Origin of the sequence: Paucibacter sp. KCTC 42545 (assembly GCF_001477625.1) — a bacterium.
GTDB lineage: Bacteria > Pseudomonadota > Gammaproteobacteria > Burkholderiales > Burkholderiaceae_C > Paucibacter_A.
The window spans coordinates 4,425,897-4,442,206 of sequence record NZ_CP013692.1 but is presented as its reverse complement, the minus strand read 5'-3'; the positions used below and the strand labels follow the sequence as shown (position 1 = coordinate 4,442,206).

Below are 16,310 nucleotides of genomic sequence, written 5' to 3'. Positions count from 1 at the left end.
ACTTGTCATTCAGTGAAATCAGACCGCGCCAACCTGGCGCATGGCACGCCACAAATTGGCGGCACTCAGGGGAAAGTCGAGTTGCTGCACGCCCAGCGGGCGCAGGGCATCGTGTGCGGCGTTCAAAAGCGCGGCGGGCAGGCCGATGCAGCCGGCCTCTCCCACGCCTTTGGCGCCGAGTTCATTGGCAGCGCTGCGCGTGGGCAGGCTTTCCAGCGTGACCGTGGGCATGTCTTCGGCACGCGGCAAGGCGTAGTCCATCAGCGAGCCGGTCAGCAACTGGCCGTTGTCGTCGTAGACCAAGCGCTCCATCAGCGCCTGGCCCAGGCCTTGCGCCAGGCCGCCAATCAGCTGGCCATGCACCAGCTCGGGCGAGACCAGCACGCCGGCGTCGTCCACCCAAACCAGCTCGGTGAGCTGGCTGATGCCGGTGGCGCGTTCGATCTTCATTTCCACCATCACGCAGCCGGAAGCCCAGGCTTCTTCGGCGGTTTGGTGGAAGAGCTCCACCGTGCAGGGCAAGGCCGCCCCTTCTTGCAAGCGCTGCTGCAAAGCCTGCGCGGCCTTGAGCACGGCCGAGCCACCGATGGCGGTGCTGCGGCTGGCCAGGGCACCGATGCCGGGCGGGCAAAGCGCCGTGTCGCCATGACGCACTTCAATGTGATGCGTGGGGCAGCCCAGAGCCTGCGCGAGGATGAGGGCGTAAGCGGTTTCGCGCCCCTGGCCTTGGGCGGTGGCGCCGGTGGCCAACAGGTAGCGGCCATCGGCCAAGGCCGTCAGGCGGGCGCTTTCGCCGCCTTGGCCGCAGGGCTCCACGTAGAGGCCGATGCCGATGCCGGTGAGGAATTCATCATCCGGCTTGCTGCGGCTCGCCTGCTGCGCGGCACGCCGAACGTCGTAATCGAACAAACAAGCGGCACGTTGCAAGAGTGCCGGCAGATCGCAGCGGTCCAGCCACACCTCGCTGGCCAGGCGGCGCGGCAGCTCGGCAGCCGACCAGACATTGGCCAGGCGCAGGGCCAGGGGGTCGATGCCACGCTCATGCGCGGCGGCGTCCACCAAGCGCTCCATCAAGATGCAAGCCTCGGGCCGGCCGGCACCGCGATAGATGCCCACGGCGGCGGCATGGCTCAGGCGGCCTTCGCCCAGCACCTGCCAGTTGTCCATGCGGTAAGGGCCGGGCAGGATGCGGCAGGTATTGCGCAGAGGCGCGGCGGCACTGAAAGGCAGCCAGTGGCCCAGGGCGAATTGCAGCTGCGCGTCCAGGGCCTGCATCTGGCCTTGTGGGTCTAACCACAGGCGGCCCTGCAGGCGCGAGGCGCGGCCATGCGTGCCGGCCAGCAAATCTTCGCCGCGCGAGGCCAGCCAGCGCAGCGGGCGCTGCACGCGGCGCGCGGCCAGGGCCAACATCAGGTCTTCGGCAAAGACCGAGGCCTTGCCGCCGAAGGCGCCGCCCACATCGGTAGCGATCACCTGCACTTGCTCCGGGCGCAAGCCCAGCGCCAAGGCAATGTCTTCCCGCGCCCGGCTGGGCGTTTGGGTGGACAAATGGGCTTTGAGGCTTTGCTGCGCCTCGTTCCACTGCATCAGCGCCGCGCGTGGCTCCAGCGGCGAGGCGGCCACGCGGGGCAGCTCAACCGCGGCCTCGGCCGTGCAGGCGCCCGGCGGCAGCGCGCCCACTTTGATTTCGCTGTGCAGGGCGCGGTTACCAGGCACGGCGGCATACAAGGCTTCGGCGTCGGTGGCGAAGTCCGCCGTGGGGCTCAGGTCTTGATAGTCAATCCACACCAGCTCGGCGGCCGCCTGCGCTTCGTGCAGGGTTTCGGCCAGCACCAAGGCCACCGGCGCACCCACGGCCAGCACGCGCTCGGTGGGCACCAGATCGGCCTGGGGCAAATGCATCCCGGGCAGCAAGCCATTCACCCGGGGCTGCTTGAGCCCGGCGAAGTCTGCCGGCCCCAGCACGGCCAGCACGCCGGGCTGGGCCTGTGCGTCCAGCGACTGCACCTCGCTGATGCGGGCATGGGCGTAGGGGCTGCGCACAAACACGGCATGCGCCAGGCCCGGCACCGCCTGGTTCGCCACAAAGCCGCCTTGACCGCGCAGCAGCCGGGCGTCTTCGTTGCGCAGCAGATCGGGCTGCTGCCGGCCGGAGAGTGAGTGTGAATTGCTTGCCATGGGGGCCATTGGACCCAGGACTTCAATTCGACGCAAACGCATTATTCGAATGAATTATGCGACTTACTCAATGAATTGATCACTCGCCGCAGAGGGTGCCAACGTCAAGCTGCCAGGCATAGGCCATGCGCCAAGTGGCACATGCACCCTGCCCTACGCGTCACTCGCAGGTCACCTGGCCGCCGAACAATGGCGCCCAAACGCAGACGGTTCTGCGCACAAGGAATGCTTCAAATGAAAACTACGCGATTGACACTGCGCGCCCTGGCCGCTGCGGCCGCCCTGTCTTGTGGCTTGCCGGCCTTGGCCGACGCCAACAGCCTGATCGGCTGGGCCATGATGCCGGCCAACACTTTTGCCGATGGCCCGACCACCGGCCAGTTCGCCACCGGCGCCGGCGGCAACCCCCTGCCCCTGATCAACAAGCAATCGGTGCAAGGCTTCTCCGCCGTGTTGAATGGCCCGGTGGCCGGCACTTATCTGTTCATGCCCGACAACGGCTTTGGCACTCAAGGCAACTCGGCCGATGCCTTGCTGCGCATGTACGCCCTGCGGCCCGACTTCAAGACGGTGAACGGCGGCAGCGGCAGCATCTCGGCGGTGGACTACAACAGCGGCGCCCAGCTCGCCGGCTTCACCAAGCCCAGCAACATCACCCTGGCCGACCCGGACCGCAAGCTCGGCTTCAAGATCCAGGCCGACTACAGCAACTACTACAACAACGCCGCCAACCCAGCGGTGGACGCCAGCATCCGCGCCGGCCGCTTGCTGACCGGCGCCGACTTCGACATCGAATCGGTGCGCAAGGACAAGAACGGCAATCTGTGGTTTGGCGAAGAGTTCGGCCCCTTCCTGGTGAAGACCGATGCCAGCGGCAAGGTCTTGCGCAGCGAAGTAGGCATGGCCGGCGTGAAGTCCCCGCAAAACCCGTATCTGAATGGCGGCACACCCACGCTGGGCGGCTCACGCGGCTTTGAGGGCATGGCCATCAATCCGAACGGAGACAAGCTCTACACCTTGCTGGAAGGCAGCGTCACCGGCGACGCGCCGAACAGCCTGCGCATCAACGCCTTCAGCGTGGACCAAGAGGCCTATACCGGCGAGCGCTGGATGTACAAGCTCGACCCAGCCGGCACCAATATCGGCGACATGACCGCACTGAACGATCACGAGTTCATCATCATCGAGCGCAATAACGCCACCGCCACCGGAGGCGGCACGCCGTTCAAGAAGATCTTCCGCATCGACCTGAACAAGGTGGGCGCCGATGGCTATGTCAGCAAGTCCGAGGTGGTGGACTTGATGAATATCGCCGACCCGCATGATCTGAATGGCGACGGCAAGACCAGCTTCACCTTCCCCTACGTGACCATCGAAAGCGTGCTGGTGCTCGACGCCAACACCTTGCTGGTGGCCAATGACAACAACTACCCCGGCACCGGTGGCCGCGATGCCGGCTCTGACAAGACCGAGTTCCTGATGATCCACTTGGCCAACCCCGTGCCCGAGCCAAGCACCTACGCCTTGCTGCTGGCCGGCTTAGGCGTTGTAGCCGCCACGGCGCGCCGCCGTCGCCAAGGCTAAAACGCCCCTGCGCTGTGAGTAAGCCGGCCTGAGCCGCCGGCTGCCTCAACCGCCCTTGCGCCCGAACAGGCAGCTGTTCGGGCGCTGTCGTTTCTGGCCCTCACGCAGGCAGCCACAGTGCCGTGCCGCTGAGATTGGCCGCCGCGCCCAAGCCGACGAATTCGCATCGGCGCCACACTTCCACAAATTTGGATGCACGCTAAGTCACATGTATACATAGAATTTCTTATCAATACACAAGGAGAAGCCGTGCAAAGTCCCTCCACTCAAGGTGTCGTCCAGCGGGCCGCCTGCTTTTCCGCATGCCTCGCTGCCCTGTGCAGCAGCCCCGCCATCGGCCAGACGACGGCCAATGCCGCCGGCGCCAGTGCGGTGACGGTCTACGGTTTTCTGAAGGTCAACGTCGAGCAGGTCGGCGCCAGCGGCATGAGCGGGCCGCTGCGGCGCTTGTCCAATAACCAGTCGGTGCTGGGCTTTCGCGCCGTGGAGGCGCTGGGCGATGGCTTGCAGGCCTGGGCGCAGATTGAAAGCAATGTGAAAGTGGACACCGGTGATGGCCCCTGGGGCGGCCGCAACACGGGCATCGGCCTGCGCGGCTCGGCGGGCGAGATTTTGTTGGGCCAGTGGGAGACACCGCTGCGCTTTGTCTCGGTCTATGCCATCGACCCCTTCACCGCCAGCATCTTTGCCTCCAACAGCATTCTCGGTAACGGTTTCACCACCGCTGCCAACGGCGTCACACCCGCCTCCTTCGACCGCCGCCAACCCAATCTGATTCAATGGTCCAGCCCGGTGCTGCAAGGCGTGTCGGCCCGCATTGCCTACGCCGTGCCGGAAGAGAAGACCGCCAGCACCTCGCCCGATCTGCTTTCAACGCTGCTGAGCTACCAGGCCGGCCCGGTCTACCTGGCCTGGGGCCATGAACGCCACCGCGACTACCTGCGCGCCGGCAGCCTGGACACAGCCGACCGCTTGGCGGCAGCCTATAGCTTCGGCCCCACACGCTTGCGCGCGACCTGGGAGCAGCTGCGCTACCAACCCGGCCCAAGCACCCAGCTCAAACGCAATGCCTGGCAAGTGGCGGTGACGCATGACATCGGCAGCGGCCAGCTGCGCGCCAGCTGGGTGCAGGGCGAAGCGTCCACCGGCAATGCCAACCAAGGCATTGGCAGCATCGGCGCACCCGGCACCGACAGCGCCGCGCATCAGATCGCCTTGGGCTATGGCCACACGCTGTCGGCCCGCACCGAGGTCTGGGGCGGCTGGACGCGCTTGAGCAACGGCGCGAACAGCAGCTACAACCTGTCGGCCAACGGCATCCCCAACCTCAAGCCCGGCCAAGATCCCTATGCCTGGGGTCTAGGCATGACGCACAAGTTCTGACCGAAGCGCGCTGGGGCTGAACGGGGCCTGTTGAAGGCGCCGCTCAAGCCCAGGTTCAGGCCTGCGACTTGGCGCGGCCGGCCGGCTTGGCCGGGGCGCTGGCAGGCGCCTTTGCGACCTTCTTGGCTGCGGCCTTGGCAGCGGGCTGGGCCTTGGCGGCTGGAGTACGTGGTTTGGCGGCCGCCTTGCTCGTCGATTTCGTCGCCGATTTCGTCGCCGGCGTATTGGGTGCCGCGGCGGGCGCCTTCGTGGCCGGCGTCGCCTTGGCACCGGCTTGCTGCGCTTTCAGCAAGTCCAGCACATTGATGCTCAGCCGCGCCGTGTGGTTGCGCATGGCCTCGTAGGAGGCTTCGGCGTCCGAGGCCAGGATGGCTTTCAGAATCGCCTGATGCTCATCGTTGGACACCGGCAAGCGCCGCTCCACATGGGTCTGCGCCGCGCGGAAAGGCGCCAGCCGCTCGCGCAGATTGCTCAACATGGCAGCCAAGCTGCGGTTCTGCGCGCCGGCACAAATCAATTGATGGAACTGGTGATTCAGCTGCAAATAGCCCGCCTCATCACCGCGCGCCACGCAATCCTCGCTCTGCTGCTGCACCATTTGCAGCTGCTTTTTCTGCACCGCGCTCATGCGCTCGGCGCTGATGCGGCAGCACAGCGCGTCCAGCTCGACCATGGCCTCCAGCATGTCGGACAAATCGTCCAGCCCGATGCTGCGGACGATGCCGCCCTTGCGCGGCTGCAGGTCAATCAGCCCGCGCGCATGCAGCTCGCGCAAGGCCTCGCGGATCGGCGTGCGTGAGACCTGGAAGCGCTCGGCCAGCACCAGCTCCTCCAGCTTCAAGCCAGGCGCGAGCCGGCCACTGACGATGTCTTCGGTGAGGCTGCGGCAGATGGCGGATGAAGCATTACCCATGACTGGTCCAGACGGGGAGTAGTGGCGCGGTGGATTCTAACGAAGGCGGCGGCGCTGCACTCGGCCCCAACACCTTTGCATACTTATTCTATTTCATGTATACATACAGCATTGCAGAAATTCATCTGCAAATATCGCCGCTTCCTTTAACCCCTTGCGCAAACTTTGGAGTTCCCCATGGCTGGCAAACTGCGTCATATCGCCATTTCCGTTCCTGATCCCTGGGCCGTGGCCCCTTTCTACGAACAATCCTTCGGCATGAAGAAGGTCGGCGAGACCGACTCTTCGCTCGCCCGCGGCGTCTACCTGAGCGACGGCGTGATCTGCCTGGCCTTGCTCAACTTCAAGAACGACGCCCACGCCGGCCCGCTGGGCCGCGAACATGTGGGCCTGCACCACATCGGCTTTTGGGTCGACGACATTGCCGAATCCCGCAAAGACTGCGAAGCCGCCGGCGGCAAATACTTCCTCGGTGAAGTGCCGGTCAAAGGCAATAGCTTTTACGAGGTCAAGTACTTCGACCCCAACGGCGTGATGATCGACATGACCGACCGCGGCTGGGGCGGCGCCGCCAAAGACGTGGTCGGCGTCAGCAACGAAGCCCCGGCCCTGCGCCACCCCGATTTGAAGGCAAACCGCGAAGGGCTCTGAGTCGGAAAGGCGTGCGGCAGCGCAGCGCAGCGCAGTGAAACGCAACGCTACTGCACGTCAAAGCACATCCAGCGGGCTGCGCACCGCGCCGCCGCCGAGCTTGAGCACATGCGTGTAGATCATCGTGGTCGCCACATCCGCATGGCCCAGCAGTTCCTGCACAGTGCGAATGTCGCTGCCGCTTTGCAGCAAGTGGGTGGCAAAGCAATGGCGCAATGTGTGAGGTGTGGCCGGCTTGGTGATGCCAGCACCATTCACGGCGACCTTGAACGCGCGCTGAAAAGTCTGGTCGTACAAGTGATGGCGCCGGACCACCCCGCTGCGTGGGTCGCTGGAATGATGCCGCTGCGGAAAGACCCAGAACCAGTTCCATGATTGCCCGGCGCGCGGGTACTTGCGCTCCAGCGCATGCGGCAGTTCCACACCGCCGCAGCCAGCGGCGCAATCGTCGGCCCAAATCTGCCGCGCACAGGCCAATTGCTCACGCAGCGGTGAAAGCAAGGCGGTTGGCAACATCACCACCCGGTCCTTGCCACCCTTGCCCTGGCGCACCACGATGGCTCGGTTGCCAAAGTCCACATCCTTGGTGCGCAATTGCAGGCCTTCGGCAATCCGCATCCCGGTGCCGTACAGCAGTTGCGCCAACAGCAGATGCTCACCCCTCAAACCACCAAACACGGCCGCCACCTCTTCACGCGTCAACACCACCGGCAGGCGCCGCTGTTTCACGGGGTGGCCGATTTCGCGCAGCCAAGGCAAGTCTTGGCACAGAACTTTGGTGTACAGAAACAGCAAGGCCGACAAGGCCTGGCTGTGCGTTGATGGCGCCACCTGACGTTGCACGGCCAAGGCCGTTAAGAACGCCTCCACCTCCGGCCCACCCATTTCCGCCGGATGCCGCAAGCCGTGAAATCGAATGAAGGCCCGACACCAGTACACATAGACTTCTTCTGTACGCAAGCTGTAGTGCAGATAGCGAATCCGCTCACGCAGTTGACCCAACAAACGGCCCGACTGCAAAGGCGGCAAATCCCGCGGGAAAGCCCTAGGCCGAATTGCCCCGCGCGCCGGGTTTTCAGCTAGCCGAACTGGCAACATGGTGCACCCCACTTGGCAGCCACCACCTCCTTCGGAGGCATGTAACAAGCTGCCGCTTTCGGCGGAAATTTAATACTGTATGAAACAACAGTCAACCAAGCAGTTTCTGGTTTCAAATCAAATACTTGCAGCAAGCTATCTGGGCGGGCTTAGCCAGCACCAGGCTGGTATAGGTGGCGTCGCTTGTCGCCACAGAACACGTTAGGCCGCACGAAATGCGTCAAACCCCGCTCGAAAGCTTTGATGCGATCCGATGGATTGGCGAGCGGCAGCCATCGCTGCAGCGCCACTTGGGGCCAGGTTCGCAGCCATTGCTCCACTTTGCCCTGATGTGGAACATGTTCGAAGGTGAACTATGCGACTCATCCGCAAGTAGCGCAAAGCTTCGCGAAGTCGCCGTCCGCCTGGCCGAGCGCGGCCTTCTTGCGCACCCGTCAGCGCAGGCGTTCCGGCAGTTTGTAGAAGAGCGCTATTGGGACGGTGAGAAGGTTACAGAGAGGTTTGCGTTCCTCCGCTTGCGATCGGCTGCGGAGAACGTTGCGGTGTCAGGAGTGCTATCTGGCCAAATTGCCGAATCTGAGGGTGTCATCCATGCGCTCTTGCTCGTTGTCTATCGCTACCGGAACAACACCTTTCACGGCCTAAAGGAGGTCGCGGAAGTGCTCGGCAGTCCGGAGCTCTTTGATCAGGGTGCTCGCTTTCTTGGCGCAGCATTGGAGTGCGCGTAGTGCGGCCTAACCCTTCGCTCGAGCCGACTCGCAACGGCTGGTCTCTTCAGGCCCTCATTTCATTCTGGGCCTTCCGTTCCCAACCGCTGCTCGCGGCTCAGCTTCAACGTTAGACCTCATGAAAATCCCCGCGCTTCGAATCGAGGTCAATGGCGAACTGATTGCCGTCGCAGGCGCCCCAGACCTTTCCATGCTATCGGGTCAAGTGGCATTCGGCGCCCCCGGTCCCAATCGCATGATCGATGCATCCTGCATCATCTTTAACGTCATGGGTCTTGCACTCAAGGGAGCGCAGCCCCGCCAGCTGACGTGGGCGAACGGGCTTGATTTGAAGGTTGGCGACAGGGTGACTTTTGAGCTCGTCGAGGTATCCGACCCTAGTCCGCCCGGAAAGATTTTGGCAACGCCGTCGTCAGTCGAGCTAGCGCGCGATGCAGCAAAGCAATCGAGTGGTGGGTCGCAATGACAGTGAGGTCTAACAAGTCGCTCGATCCGGCCCGCTACGGCTGTCTGCTGCAGGCCGTCATTTCATTCTCGGCCTTACGCAGCCTGCCGCTGCGGTCGGCTCAGCTCCAGCGTTAGCCAACCCATGAGAACCGTTCACGTCGACGGCACGAAAATCAAAGACTGGGCGTCATTCTTTGACGAATTTTCCAGTGCATTCGGATTCCCTGATTTCTTTGGGCGGAACATGGATGCTTGGATTGACTGCATGACCAATCTGGACGAAGAGTTCAGTTCCGTCTACGTTCAACCGGGTGAGTTGGTATGTGTCGCGCTTGATGGGGCGGCCGAATTCAAGGAGCGCTGCCCAGATCAATTTCAAGCGTTTGTCGAGTCCGCCGCTTTTGTCAATTGGCGGCGCCTTGAGATTGGCGAGCCAGCAATTCTTGTGTTGTCTTTCAATGTCTAGTCGCATGCCGACTGCGGGTATCTTTACGTTGGGCAGCACCATGACGGCCATTCGAAAGCTAAGAGCGCTTGTGTTGTTGGCGGGCGTGTCCGCAGCGATCGACGTTCATGCATTGCCGCAAGGGGATGAAGCTGTCGCCAAGTTGCTTCAGGCCTTGCGCCCTGTTCCCACGCCCGGAAGACAGAAAAATATTGGTGCGGTGCTTAGGGAGTTCAAAGAGCAGAGCTTGATTCCGTTCCGACCTCTCATCCGCGTTGATTACACGGACTACTACCGCGTTCGAAGTAAGTTGCGGTTTTTGGGTCACGACCTAGTGCTCCTAGAAGGGGAATACATGACCAAGTACGCCGGGTGTTGCGTCAGTGAAGGCGGTGGCCTTGTTGTTCGGCTGCAAGGGAGCACAAGCGAGCTTGCGGAACTTGCAGCTGCCAATCGATGCACCTTGCATGAGTACGAGTCTTTGGAGAAATACCAAAGGGAATCTAATGTCAGCTTTGAAGCACCTAGCGGCCGCTACGCCGAACTCTCATGCCGGGCACGAGATGAGGACAAGTGATGCCCAACCCTTCATTGCAGCGGACGGCTTTGCCGCCCGCTGAACTCACACGTTCGGCGTCATAAGCCATGCTCTTTCTTCGCCGCCTACCCGCACTACTTTTCGCGCTATACCCGTGCATCTCATCTGCGCAAACCAATGCCGCTGCAAGCAACAATGGCGCGGCTGAGCAGAAAACGATCAGTTCGCTTGCGCCGTTTGCGGGACGTGAAGGGAAGGTGCTTTCCTTGATGCTCAACAACAAGCGAACGCTGAAGCTACGAGATGGCGACACCTGCGAAGTCCCAGAGAAGTGTTTGGTTCATAGACTGCTCGGCCTGTCTTCTGATCGGCAGTTCTTCGCGGTCGAGGTTCTCGGCTATGAGTCGCGTACCGTAATCTGGATTGGAAGACATTCAGGAACCCAGCATGAGGTCTACGGTGAACCTGTTACATCTCCAAATGGAAAATGGATAGTCACCGCCAACCCATCAGAGTTCGGCGGCACCAACGGAGTCTTTGTCTGGCAAGTACATGCGGACCGACTTATCGAGAAACTCAACTTCCAGCCGGATAGCTATGCGCTCTACAGCTTTGTTCGTTGGGAGAATAATGACTCGATCCTGCTGCGAAAAATTACCCACGCCGACAAATCGGTATGCCCCGGTGCGCAGCTCATGGAATTCAACGTTACTGTCAGGAACGACGGTACGTTGTGGAAGTTCGATGAGAATGCTGGCTTCAAAGAGTTACGTTGTCAATGACGCCAAACCCTGAGCTCAACCGGACCTGCGCGAAAAGCCGCGCAGGCCGATTAGCTCCACGGTAGGCCTCAGAACCCACCACCGATGCAGATCCGACGCTTCGTTCCCGGAGAAGAGGCCGCACTCTTCCAGATCTACCACTCCGCAATCCATCTGGTCGCCGTTCACGACTATGCGCAGGAGCAGATCGATGCATGGGCACCTTCGCACGTCGATCCAGAGCTCTGGGCCAGTCGCATTCGCGGAATCAACCCATTCGTGGCGGTGATCGAGGCTGAACCGGTTGGATACGCGGACGTTCAAGCCACGGGATACATCGACCACTTCTTTGTCTCCGGCAGGCATCCTCGGAGGGGTATCGGTAGGACCTTGATGAAGGCTCTTGAGTCTGAGGCAAGACGCCTGCATCTGAAGGAACTAACCTCAGATGTCAGCCGCACCGCGCAACCCTTCTTCGAACACTTTGGCTTCGCCGTCGTCGAGACGAGAGCACCTGTTGTACGCGGTATCGTGGTTCCAAATGCCTTCATGCGCAGAGTTCTTTGAAGGTGGCTTATGCGGCTGAAGCATAACTCCTAGCTCAAGCGGAGCACCAATGGCAGGCCACCATGCCCAGGCCGGTGGTACGCTGTGCATTGTCACCGGCCCGGGCCTGGCGTCCTGCCGTCGTCGCCCGCTTAACTCGAACGTTAGCTGTCACCAATGACTATCTGGCACTTTGTCGCTGTGTCCGCCTTTGTCGGCGCATTGGCTGGCTTCTTCAGCAATAGGCTGGTGCCGGGGCTCATTGCCGGCTCGGCGGGTGGTTGGCTTTTGTTAGGGCTTCCCGGCCTCCTTACGATGTGCACCGACAGTGATCTAGTGAAGGCAAATCGAGCCGCCGAAGAGTTCTTCTGGTCAATGCTGTTCATTCCAGCCAGCTTCGCTTGCGGTCTTGTTTCATTCGCAGCTTCGCGCGCTGTGGGCGCACTTGTTCGCCGTCGCAGACGGTCACGAAAATGACGAACCTGTGACGCCTACCCACTCGCTTAACCGGACCCGCAACGGCATGAAAGCCGACGTTCTGCATCGCCTGAGTTCTTGGTATCGCGAATAGCGCCTTGGTCCGCTGCCCCCAATGCCATATCGCGAACGCTTGTGCCAAGGTGCTGCGTGGCGGCGAACGTTTCCTGGCGTACCGAAGGAAGAAGTGCGCGAATTTCTTGAAGTCTTTGTCAGTGCTTTTGCCTTTCGCTCGTCGTCGCGCTTGAGCTTTGCGCCGGACGATTCCATTCTTGCGATATATCGGGCGTTGTATCCAAATCGGTGGACTCCCGACTCGCTGGAGGTTGAGTCATTCGCAAAGCAGGTGGAGCAACGCTACCGCATTGGCTTTGCTAAGGTTTGGCATGAGCACCTCACGTTGGGCGAGCTTTTCGGAGCCACACAGCTTTCACGAGGAGGCCGCCCATGATGTTGAACCTTTCGCTCCAGCGGACGGCTTCGCCGCCCACTGAGCTTTCACGTTAAGCCTCATGGAAGAACTCTTGTCCTTCATCTCGTGGATATTCATCGAAGTTGCGCTTATCGGCACGGGGAGACTTGCAGTTCGCGCCGTCTCCTTGGGCCGATGGCGTGGTGAGCAATTGGGAGGGAGGGAAGGTCGAGTCTTCGCGCCGCCCGGTGTGCTGTCTTTTCGACAAAACGGCGCACGTGTGGTTACCAGAGTTGGCCTCCTGCTTGCTGGGCTTGCTTTCTATCTGGCTATTGGCGTGCTCGCATTGGCGTTGTCAAATGTTTAGGGTTTCTGGAGTCGTGCGCCAGCATCTGAGGCCTAACCGGTCGTTCGAGCCGACTCGCAACGGCTGGTCAACTTCGACGTTAGGCTGCACGGGAGCATTGAGTTATGGCACGATTTGAAGCTCTTGATCCGAGGGGGTAAGCATGTTCGAAGCGCATCTGTTGATGACAGCAATACTTCTACTGTGTGCGTTTGCATTCCGATTTGCTGGGGCTAGGCCGCTGCTCAATACGATTGACTATCGAACCATCGGCGATGCAGCGCAGTTCAATCGCTACGTTGGAACGCGGATGTTTGTCCCTGCAGCAGTAGCGGCTTGCTGCGCTGCAGTCACCTACTGGAACCCGGTGCTTGGGGTGCCGCTGATCGTCGCAATTCCGCTGTCTCTACTGTGCGTCGTCGTCTGGATTGGCATTGGGAGCAAGCGGTTCTCCGCTAGCCTTAGCGGTCAGAGCAAGAGTGCAGCCTAACTAGTCGCTCGAGCCGACTCGCGTCGGAAGGCCGCCGCTCGCGACTCAGCTTCAACGTTAGGCCAACTACAAACCCCGCACATATTTAGGAGTCAACCATGAGTGAATTCAGTTCCCTAATAGGTATCGGCGCAGCACTCTGCGTTGGTGCAGCAAGCCCCGGCCCTAGCTTTGTTATGGTTGCTAGAACCGCTGCGTCCGCCGGCAGGACGAACGGCTTAAACGCGGCCTTGGGCATGGGGCTTGGTGCATTGCTTTTTGCTGCTGCGTCGTTGCTCGGCTTAAATGCCCTCTTCCTGGCCGTACCTGCGCTCTATGCAGCACTCAAAGTCGTAGGCGGCTTCTACCTAGCCTACATCGGCATTCAAATCTGGCGTGGCGCGTCGCAACAGCTTGATGTAAGCGATGCAACGCTTGAAAGCGCTAAGCCACGCAAGGGCTATTTTTTGCTTGGTCTAGCAACACAAGTCAGCAACCCAAAAACAGCCATCGTCTATGCCAGTGTTTTCGCGGCGTTCCTACCAGCCACGCCGAGCATTCAATTCAACCTACTAGTCGTCGCTCTAGTGTTTCTCATCGAGGCTGGCTGGTATGCCATCGTTGCAACCGTGTTGTCGTCCGAAGCTCCACGCAGCGTATATCTCCGGTTCAAAAAGTGGGGTGATCGCTCCGCCGGGGGCATCATGGGGGCGCTGGGGCTCAAACTGGCTGCATCAGCCACTCAACACTAAATGCAGCGCACGGATTCACATGTGAAGTGCAACCCCGTGCCTTCGCGCGCGGGCCTAACTGGTCTTTCAAGTGGCAATAATGCTTCGCATAATTGCCCCTTAACTTCGACGTGATGCCCCTAGGGTCAGAGGAAAACCAATGTTTCGTTTTCTGCTTCTACTTTCCGGATTGGCTGTTTCGGGCGCCTCGCACGCAGTCGACTCGTGTGCAGTTCAAGCCACTCGCCTGATGTCGCAGGGTAAGCTCTACGAGCTTTCGTCTATGTTTACAGCGCCAGGTGCGGATGTCGTTCGTGGCCTCGTGCAATTGGCGAGTTATGTCGGTCCTATCGAGGCGGTGTTGCCGGTTTCCCGTCAAACGGATGGCACCTACATTCGGAAATCCGTTGCAGTTGCTTCGCTTCCTTCAAATCACAAGTTTGACGGTAGTTGGGCGGTCGCAACTACTGGAATTGGGGAGCGCTATGAGTTCCAAGCCTCCTCCGAGCCCGGTTCATCCTGCAGGTTGTTTGCATTGCACGTTAGCAAGCTCTCCAAGTGAATAGTTTTCTTCATGCGGAGAATTAGCATAACCATTCGCTCAGTTGAACCCGCAACTGCGTGCCACCTTCGGGCCGGTTAGCTCGACCGTTAGCCATCGAAGATGCAAGTCCTATTTCGCAAGGGTGCCAGCCGTCTTTGCAATACTCGATCCAAATGAAGCCGATCCATCTGCGACCGATCCTATGTCTTGCTATGGCAGCCCTTGCAGGATGCCAGGCTGCTCCACCTGTGAGTCCTGTGGGGTATGACCTTGTCTATCCGTTCTACGCTTCGAGAGAGGATGCTCGGGCGGTTGCGGCAGGTCAATTCGGCGCAGTGCCGGTAGCGATGCCGGTTGAATCCGACATTGAGTTAGTTGAGTCTGTTCCCTGCACGTCGGATATCGCGGAGGTGCGGTCACGCGCTGGGCGGACAGGCTGGATGCCAATCGACGCTCTCCCGCGCAGACTTCAGGGCCTGTCCGCTTGCGCCACCGAGACGGCGCATCCTCAACGTTAGTCCGGATGAAAGCGTCAGGCACCACCGGGTACTCTGGAACGCCGCTCTTCAAGAAGCTCGGCATCAAAGAGGCACATCGCGTACTGCCTCTTGACGCTCCGGCGGAGTACGAAAGCCTGCTGGCCCCTCTGCCGCCGGGCGTGGTGTTTGTTGCCCAAGCCGATTCAACGGTTGATATCGCTCACGCCTTTGTGACCCAAAGAGAAGAACTTGCAAAGGTGCTGAGCCACTTGCGCAAGAAGCTGAAACCCGATGCAGCGCTATGGATCTCTTGGCCGAAGAAATCAGCCAAGGTTCCGACCACGATCACAGAAGACACCATCCGCGAATTGGCCTTGCCACTTGGCTTCGTCGATATCAAGGTCTGCGCGGTCACGGAGGTTTGGTCGGGGCTGAAGTTGGTGCTTCGTAAAGAGCTTCGCTGAGAATGCGGCCCAAGCCAGCGCTTGAGTAGGCCGCCGCCTGCTCAGCTTCAACGCTGTTCGCCCACCTCCCCCCTCCGCTGCTCACAAATGCCAATGCAAGTCGAACATCGCATCACCGTGGCCGCTTCACCTGAAACGATCTTTCATATCTATCAGGACGTGCAGAGCTGGCACACCTGGGATCCGGACACGAAGCAAGCCTGCGGATTTCAGCGATCCCGGACAGTCATTTCAGCGTGATGGCGGACAGCGTTTCAAACTGATCGCGGACAGTTTGGGTGCGCGCAAGTGCCTGGGTTGATGGTAGCTCAGGTGTCCGCGATCAGCCTGAATTGGGCTGGCCCGGACGGTTCTGCGGTGGTTGGTTTGGTGCTCATACCGAGTCCTGTTTCTTGCGCAGCGACTCGCCCTTGAGCGCGATCTTTTGTGCCGAATGGACGATCCGGTCCAAGATGGCATCGGCCAATGTCGGGTCATCCAACCATTGGTGCCAGTTTGAGACGGGTAGCTGACTGGTGATGAGCGTCGAGCGGCTGCCGACCCGGTCGTCGAGCAACTCCAGCAGGTCGTTACGGTCGGCCGCCGTGACCGGTGCAATCGCAAAGTCATCGATGACCAGCAGGTCAATGCGCGCCAGTTGTGCCAGGCGCCGGCCGAAGGAGCCGTCGCCGTGGGCCACCCGCAGCTCTTCCAGCAGCCTCGGCGCCCGCGTGTACAACACCGCGAATCCCTGGCGTGCCGCCTGCTGGGCCAGCGCGCATGCGAGCCAGGTCTTGCCGCAACCCGTGGCCCCGGTGAGCAACACGTTGTGGCCGTGGCGCAGCCAGTCGCAGCCCGCCAGTTGGGTGATGAGGCTGCGATCCAGCCCGCGCGAGCCTCGCCAGTTGATGTCCTCGATGCAGGCGCTGCTGACCTTGAGCTTGGCCGCCTTGAGCAGCCGGGCCAGGCGTTTGCCGTCGCGCCAATCGACCTCGCGTTGCACCAGCATGGCCAGCCGCTCCTCGAAGGACAGCTCGGCCGCTGCCGTGCGGGTGGCGCCATCGGTAAGCGCCTGCACCATGCCGTCTAGGCGCAGGCTGCGCAGTTGATCCAGGGTGTGTTCGTTGAGCAAGAGCT

Annotated in this window: 16 protein-coding genes; 12 read left to right on the top strand and 4 right to left on the bottom strand. The window is 61.0% G+C overall.

Annotation, left to right across the window (positions count from 1 at the left end):
* Nucleotides 1-18: 18 nt before the first annotated feature.
* Complete coding sequence (locus tag AT984_RS19000; protein ID WP_197418177.1) at nt 19-2,178, bottom strand: xanthine dehydrogenase family protein molybdopterin-binding subunit; 2,160 nt, start codon at nt 2,176-2,178, stop codon at nt 19-21.
* A gap of 234 nt (nt 2,179-2,412) precedes the next feature.
* Here AT984_RS19000 and AT984_RS23705 point away from each other — a divergent pair, with 234 nt between their 5' ends.
* Nucleotides 2,413-3,762, top strand: a complete 1,350-nt coding sequence (locus tag AT984_RS23705) for an esterase-like activity of phytase family protein (RefSeq protein ID WP_058721443.1) — start codon at nt 2,413-2,415, stop codon at nt 3,760-3,762.
* A 249-nt stretch (nt 3,763-4,011) separates the two neighbouring features.
* Nucleotides 4,012-5,145 (top strand): porin, encoded by a 1,134-nt coding sequence (locus tag AT984_RS18990; RefSeq protein ID WP_231741465.1) that lies wholly within the window; start codon nt 4,012-4,014, stop codon nt 5,143-5,145.
* Between the two features lie 55 nt (nt 5,146-5,200).
* Here AT984_RS18990 and AT984_RS18985 read toward each other — a convergent pair whose 3' ends face one another.
* A complete protein-coding gene (locus tag AT984_RS18985) occupies nt 5,201-6,058 on the bottom strand; it encodes a GntR family transcriptional regulator (RefSeq protein ID WP_082680181.1) in 858 nt (285 codons plus the stop codon).
* Between the two features lie 177 nt (nt 6,059-6,235).
* Between AT984_RS18985 and AT984_RS18980 the strand changes: the two genes are divergently transcribed.
* The gene (locus tag AT984_RS18980) at nt 6,236-6,709 is read left to right on the top strand and encodes a VOC family protein (RefSeq protein WP_058721442.1); all 474 of its coding nucleotides are present in this window, start codon (nt 6,236-6,238) and stop codon (nt 6,707-6,709) included.
* Nucleotides 6,710-6,766: 57 nt separating this feature from the next.
* Here the strand turns inward: AT984_RS18980 and AT984_RS18975 are convergent, their stop codons facing one another.
* Nucleotides 6,767-7,807, bottom strand: coding sequence for an integron integrase (locus AT984_RS18975; protein ID WP_082680180.1), 1,041 nt, complete (start codon nt 7,805-7,807; stop codon nt 6,767-6,769).
* 215 nt (nt 7,808-8,022) lie between these two features.
* Between AT984_RS18975 and AT984_RS18970 the strand changes: the two genes are divergently transcribed.
* The 9 genes from AT984_RS18970 (at nt 8,023) to AT984_RS18930 (ending at nt 15,194) form a co-directional block, all read left to right on the top strand.
* The gene (locus AT984_RS18970) at nt 8,023-8,535 is read left to right on the top strand and encodes a hypothetical protein (protein WP_058721440.1); all 513 of its coding nucleotides are present in this window, start codon (nt 8,023-8,025) and stop codon (nt 8,533-8,535) included.
* 118 nt (nt 8,536-8,653) lie between these two features.
* Entirely contained in the window at nt 8,654-9,001 is a 348-nt protein-coding gene (locus AT984_RS18965) for a hypothetical protein (protein WP_058721439.1), read from the top strand.
* Between the two features lie 123 nt (nt 9,002-9,124).
* Nucleotides 9,125-9,448, top strand: a complete 324-nt coding sequence (locus AT984_RS18960) for a barstar family protein (RefSeq protein WP_058721438.1) — start codon at nt 9,125-9,127, stop codon at nt 9,446-9,448.
* 40 nt (nt 9,449-9,488) lie between these two features.
* Complete coding sequence (locus AT984_RS18955; protein ID WP_156422115.1) at nt 9,489-10,004, top strand: hypothetical protein; 516 nt, start codon at nt 9,489-9,491, stop codon at nt 10,002-10,004.
* A 68-nt stretch (nt 10,005-10,072) separates the two neighbouring features.
* Entirely contained in the window at nt 10,073-10,747 is a 675-nt protein-coding gene (locus tag AT984_RS18950; RefSeq protein WP_058721436.1) for a hypothetical protein, read from the top strand.
* 84 nt (nt 10,748-10,831) lie between these two features.
* Nucleotides 10,832-11,293 carry a GNAT family N-acetyltransferase gene (locus AT984_RS18945; RefSeq protein WP_058721435.1) on the top strand — a complete coding sequence of 154 codons (462 nt, stop codon included), beginning with the start codon at nt 10,832-10,834 and terminating at the stop codon, nt 11,291-11,293.
* A gap of 1,377 nt (nt 11,294-12,670) precedes the next feature.
* Nucleotides 12,671-12,997 carry a hypothetical protein gene (locus AT984_RS18940; RefSeq protein WP_058721434.1) on the top strand — a complete coding sequence of 109 codons (327 nt, stop codon included), beginning with the start codon at nt 12,671-12,673 and terminating at the stop codon, nt 12,995-12,997.
* 98 nt (nt 12,998-13,095) lie between these two features.
* Nucleotides 13,096-13,728: a LysE family translocator gene (locus tag AT984_RS18935; RefSeq protein WP_058721433.1), complete on the top strand. Its 633-nt coding sequence runs from the start codon at nt 13,096-13,098 to the stop codon at nt 13,726-13,728.
* 1,046 nt (nt 13,729-14,774) lie between these two features.
* A complete protein-coding gene (locus tag AT984_RS18930) occupies nt 14,775-15,194 on the top strand; it encodes a DUF3052 family protein (RefSeq protein WP_058721432.1) in 420 nt (139 codons plus the stop codon).
* A gap of 373 nt (nt 15,195-15,567) precedes the next feature.
* Here AT984_RS18930 and istB read toward each other — a convergent pair whose 3' ends face one another.
* The gene (istB, locus tag AT984_RS18925; RefSeq protein ID WP_058718811.1) at nt 15,568-16,305 is read right to left on the bottom strand and encodes an IS21-like element helper ATPase IstB; all 738 of its coding nucleotides are present in this window, start codon (nt 16,303-16,305) and stop codon (nt 15,568-15,570) included.
* Between the last annotated feature and the right edge of the window lie 5 nt (nt 16,306-16,310).

Bases quoted from the DNA above. Each gene is read 5' to 3' on its own strand.
- AT984_RS18935 (WP_058721433.1), top strand. From the start codon at position 13,096: ATGAGTGAATTCAGTTCCCTAATAGGTATCGGCGCAGCACTCTGCGTT.
- AT984_RS19000 (WP_197418177.1), bottom strand. From the start codon at position 2,178: ATGGCAAGCAATTCACACTCACTCTCCGGCCGGCAGCAGCCCGATCTG.
- AT984_RS18970 (WP_058721440.1), top strand. From the start codon at position 8,023: ATGCGTCAAACCCCGCTCGAAAGCTTTGATGCGATCCGATGGATTGGC.
- AT984_RS18945 (WP_058721435.1), top strand. From the start codon at position 10,832: ATGCAGATCCGACGCTTCGTTCCCGGAGAAGAGGCCGCACTCTTCCAG.
- AT984_RS18980 (WP_058721442.1), top strand. From the start codon at position 6,236: ATGGCTGGCAAACTGCGTCATATCGCCATTTCCGTTCCTGATCCCTGG.
- AT984_RS18965 (WP_058721439.1), top strand. From the start codon at position 8,654: ATGAAAATCCCCGCGCTTCGAATCGAGGTCAATGGCGAACTGATTGCC.
- AT984_RS18975 (WP_082680180.1), bottom strand. From the start codon at position 7,807: ATGTTGCCAGTTCGGCTAGCTGAAAACCCGGCGCGCGGGGCAATTCGG.
- AT984_RS18930 (WP_058721432.1), top strand. From the start codon at position 14,775: ATGAAAGCGTCAGGCACCACCGGGTACTCTGGAACGCCGCTCTTCAAG.
- AT984_RS18960 (WP_058721438.1), top strand. From the start codon at position 9,125: ATGAGAACCGTTCACGTCGACGGCACGAAAATCAAAGACTGGGCGTCA.
- AT984_RS18985 (WP_082680181.1), bottom strand. From the start codon at position 6,058: ATGGGTAATGCTTCATCCGCCATCTGCCGCAGCCTCACCGAAGACATC.
- AT984_RS18940 (WP_058721434.1), top strand. From the start codon at position 12,671: ATGTTCGAAGCGCATCTGTTGATGACAGCAATACTTCTACTGTGTGCG.
- AT984_RS18950 (WP_058721436.1), top strand. From the start codon at position 10,073: ATGCTCTTTCTTCGCCGCCTACCCGCACTACTTTTCGCGCTATACCCG.
- AT984_RS23705 (WP_058721443.1), top strand. From the start codon at position 2,413: ATGAAAACTACGCGATTGACACTGCGCGCCCTGGCCGCTGCGGCCGCC.
- AT984_RS18955 (WP_156422115.1), top strand. From the start codon at position 9,489: ATGACGGCCATTCGAAAGCTAAGAGCGCTTGTGTTGTTGGCGGGCGTG.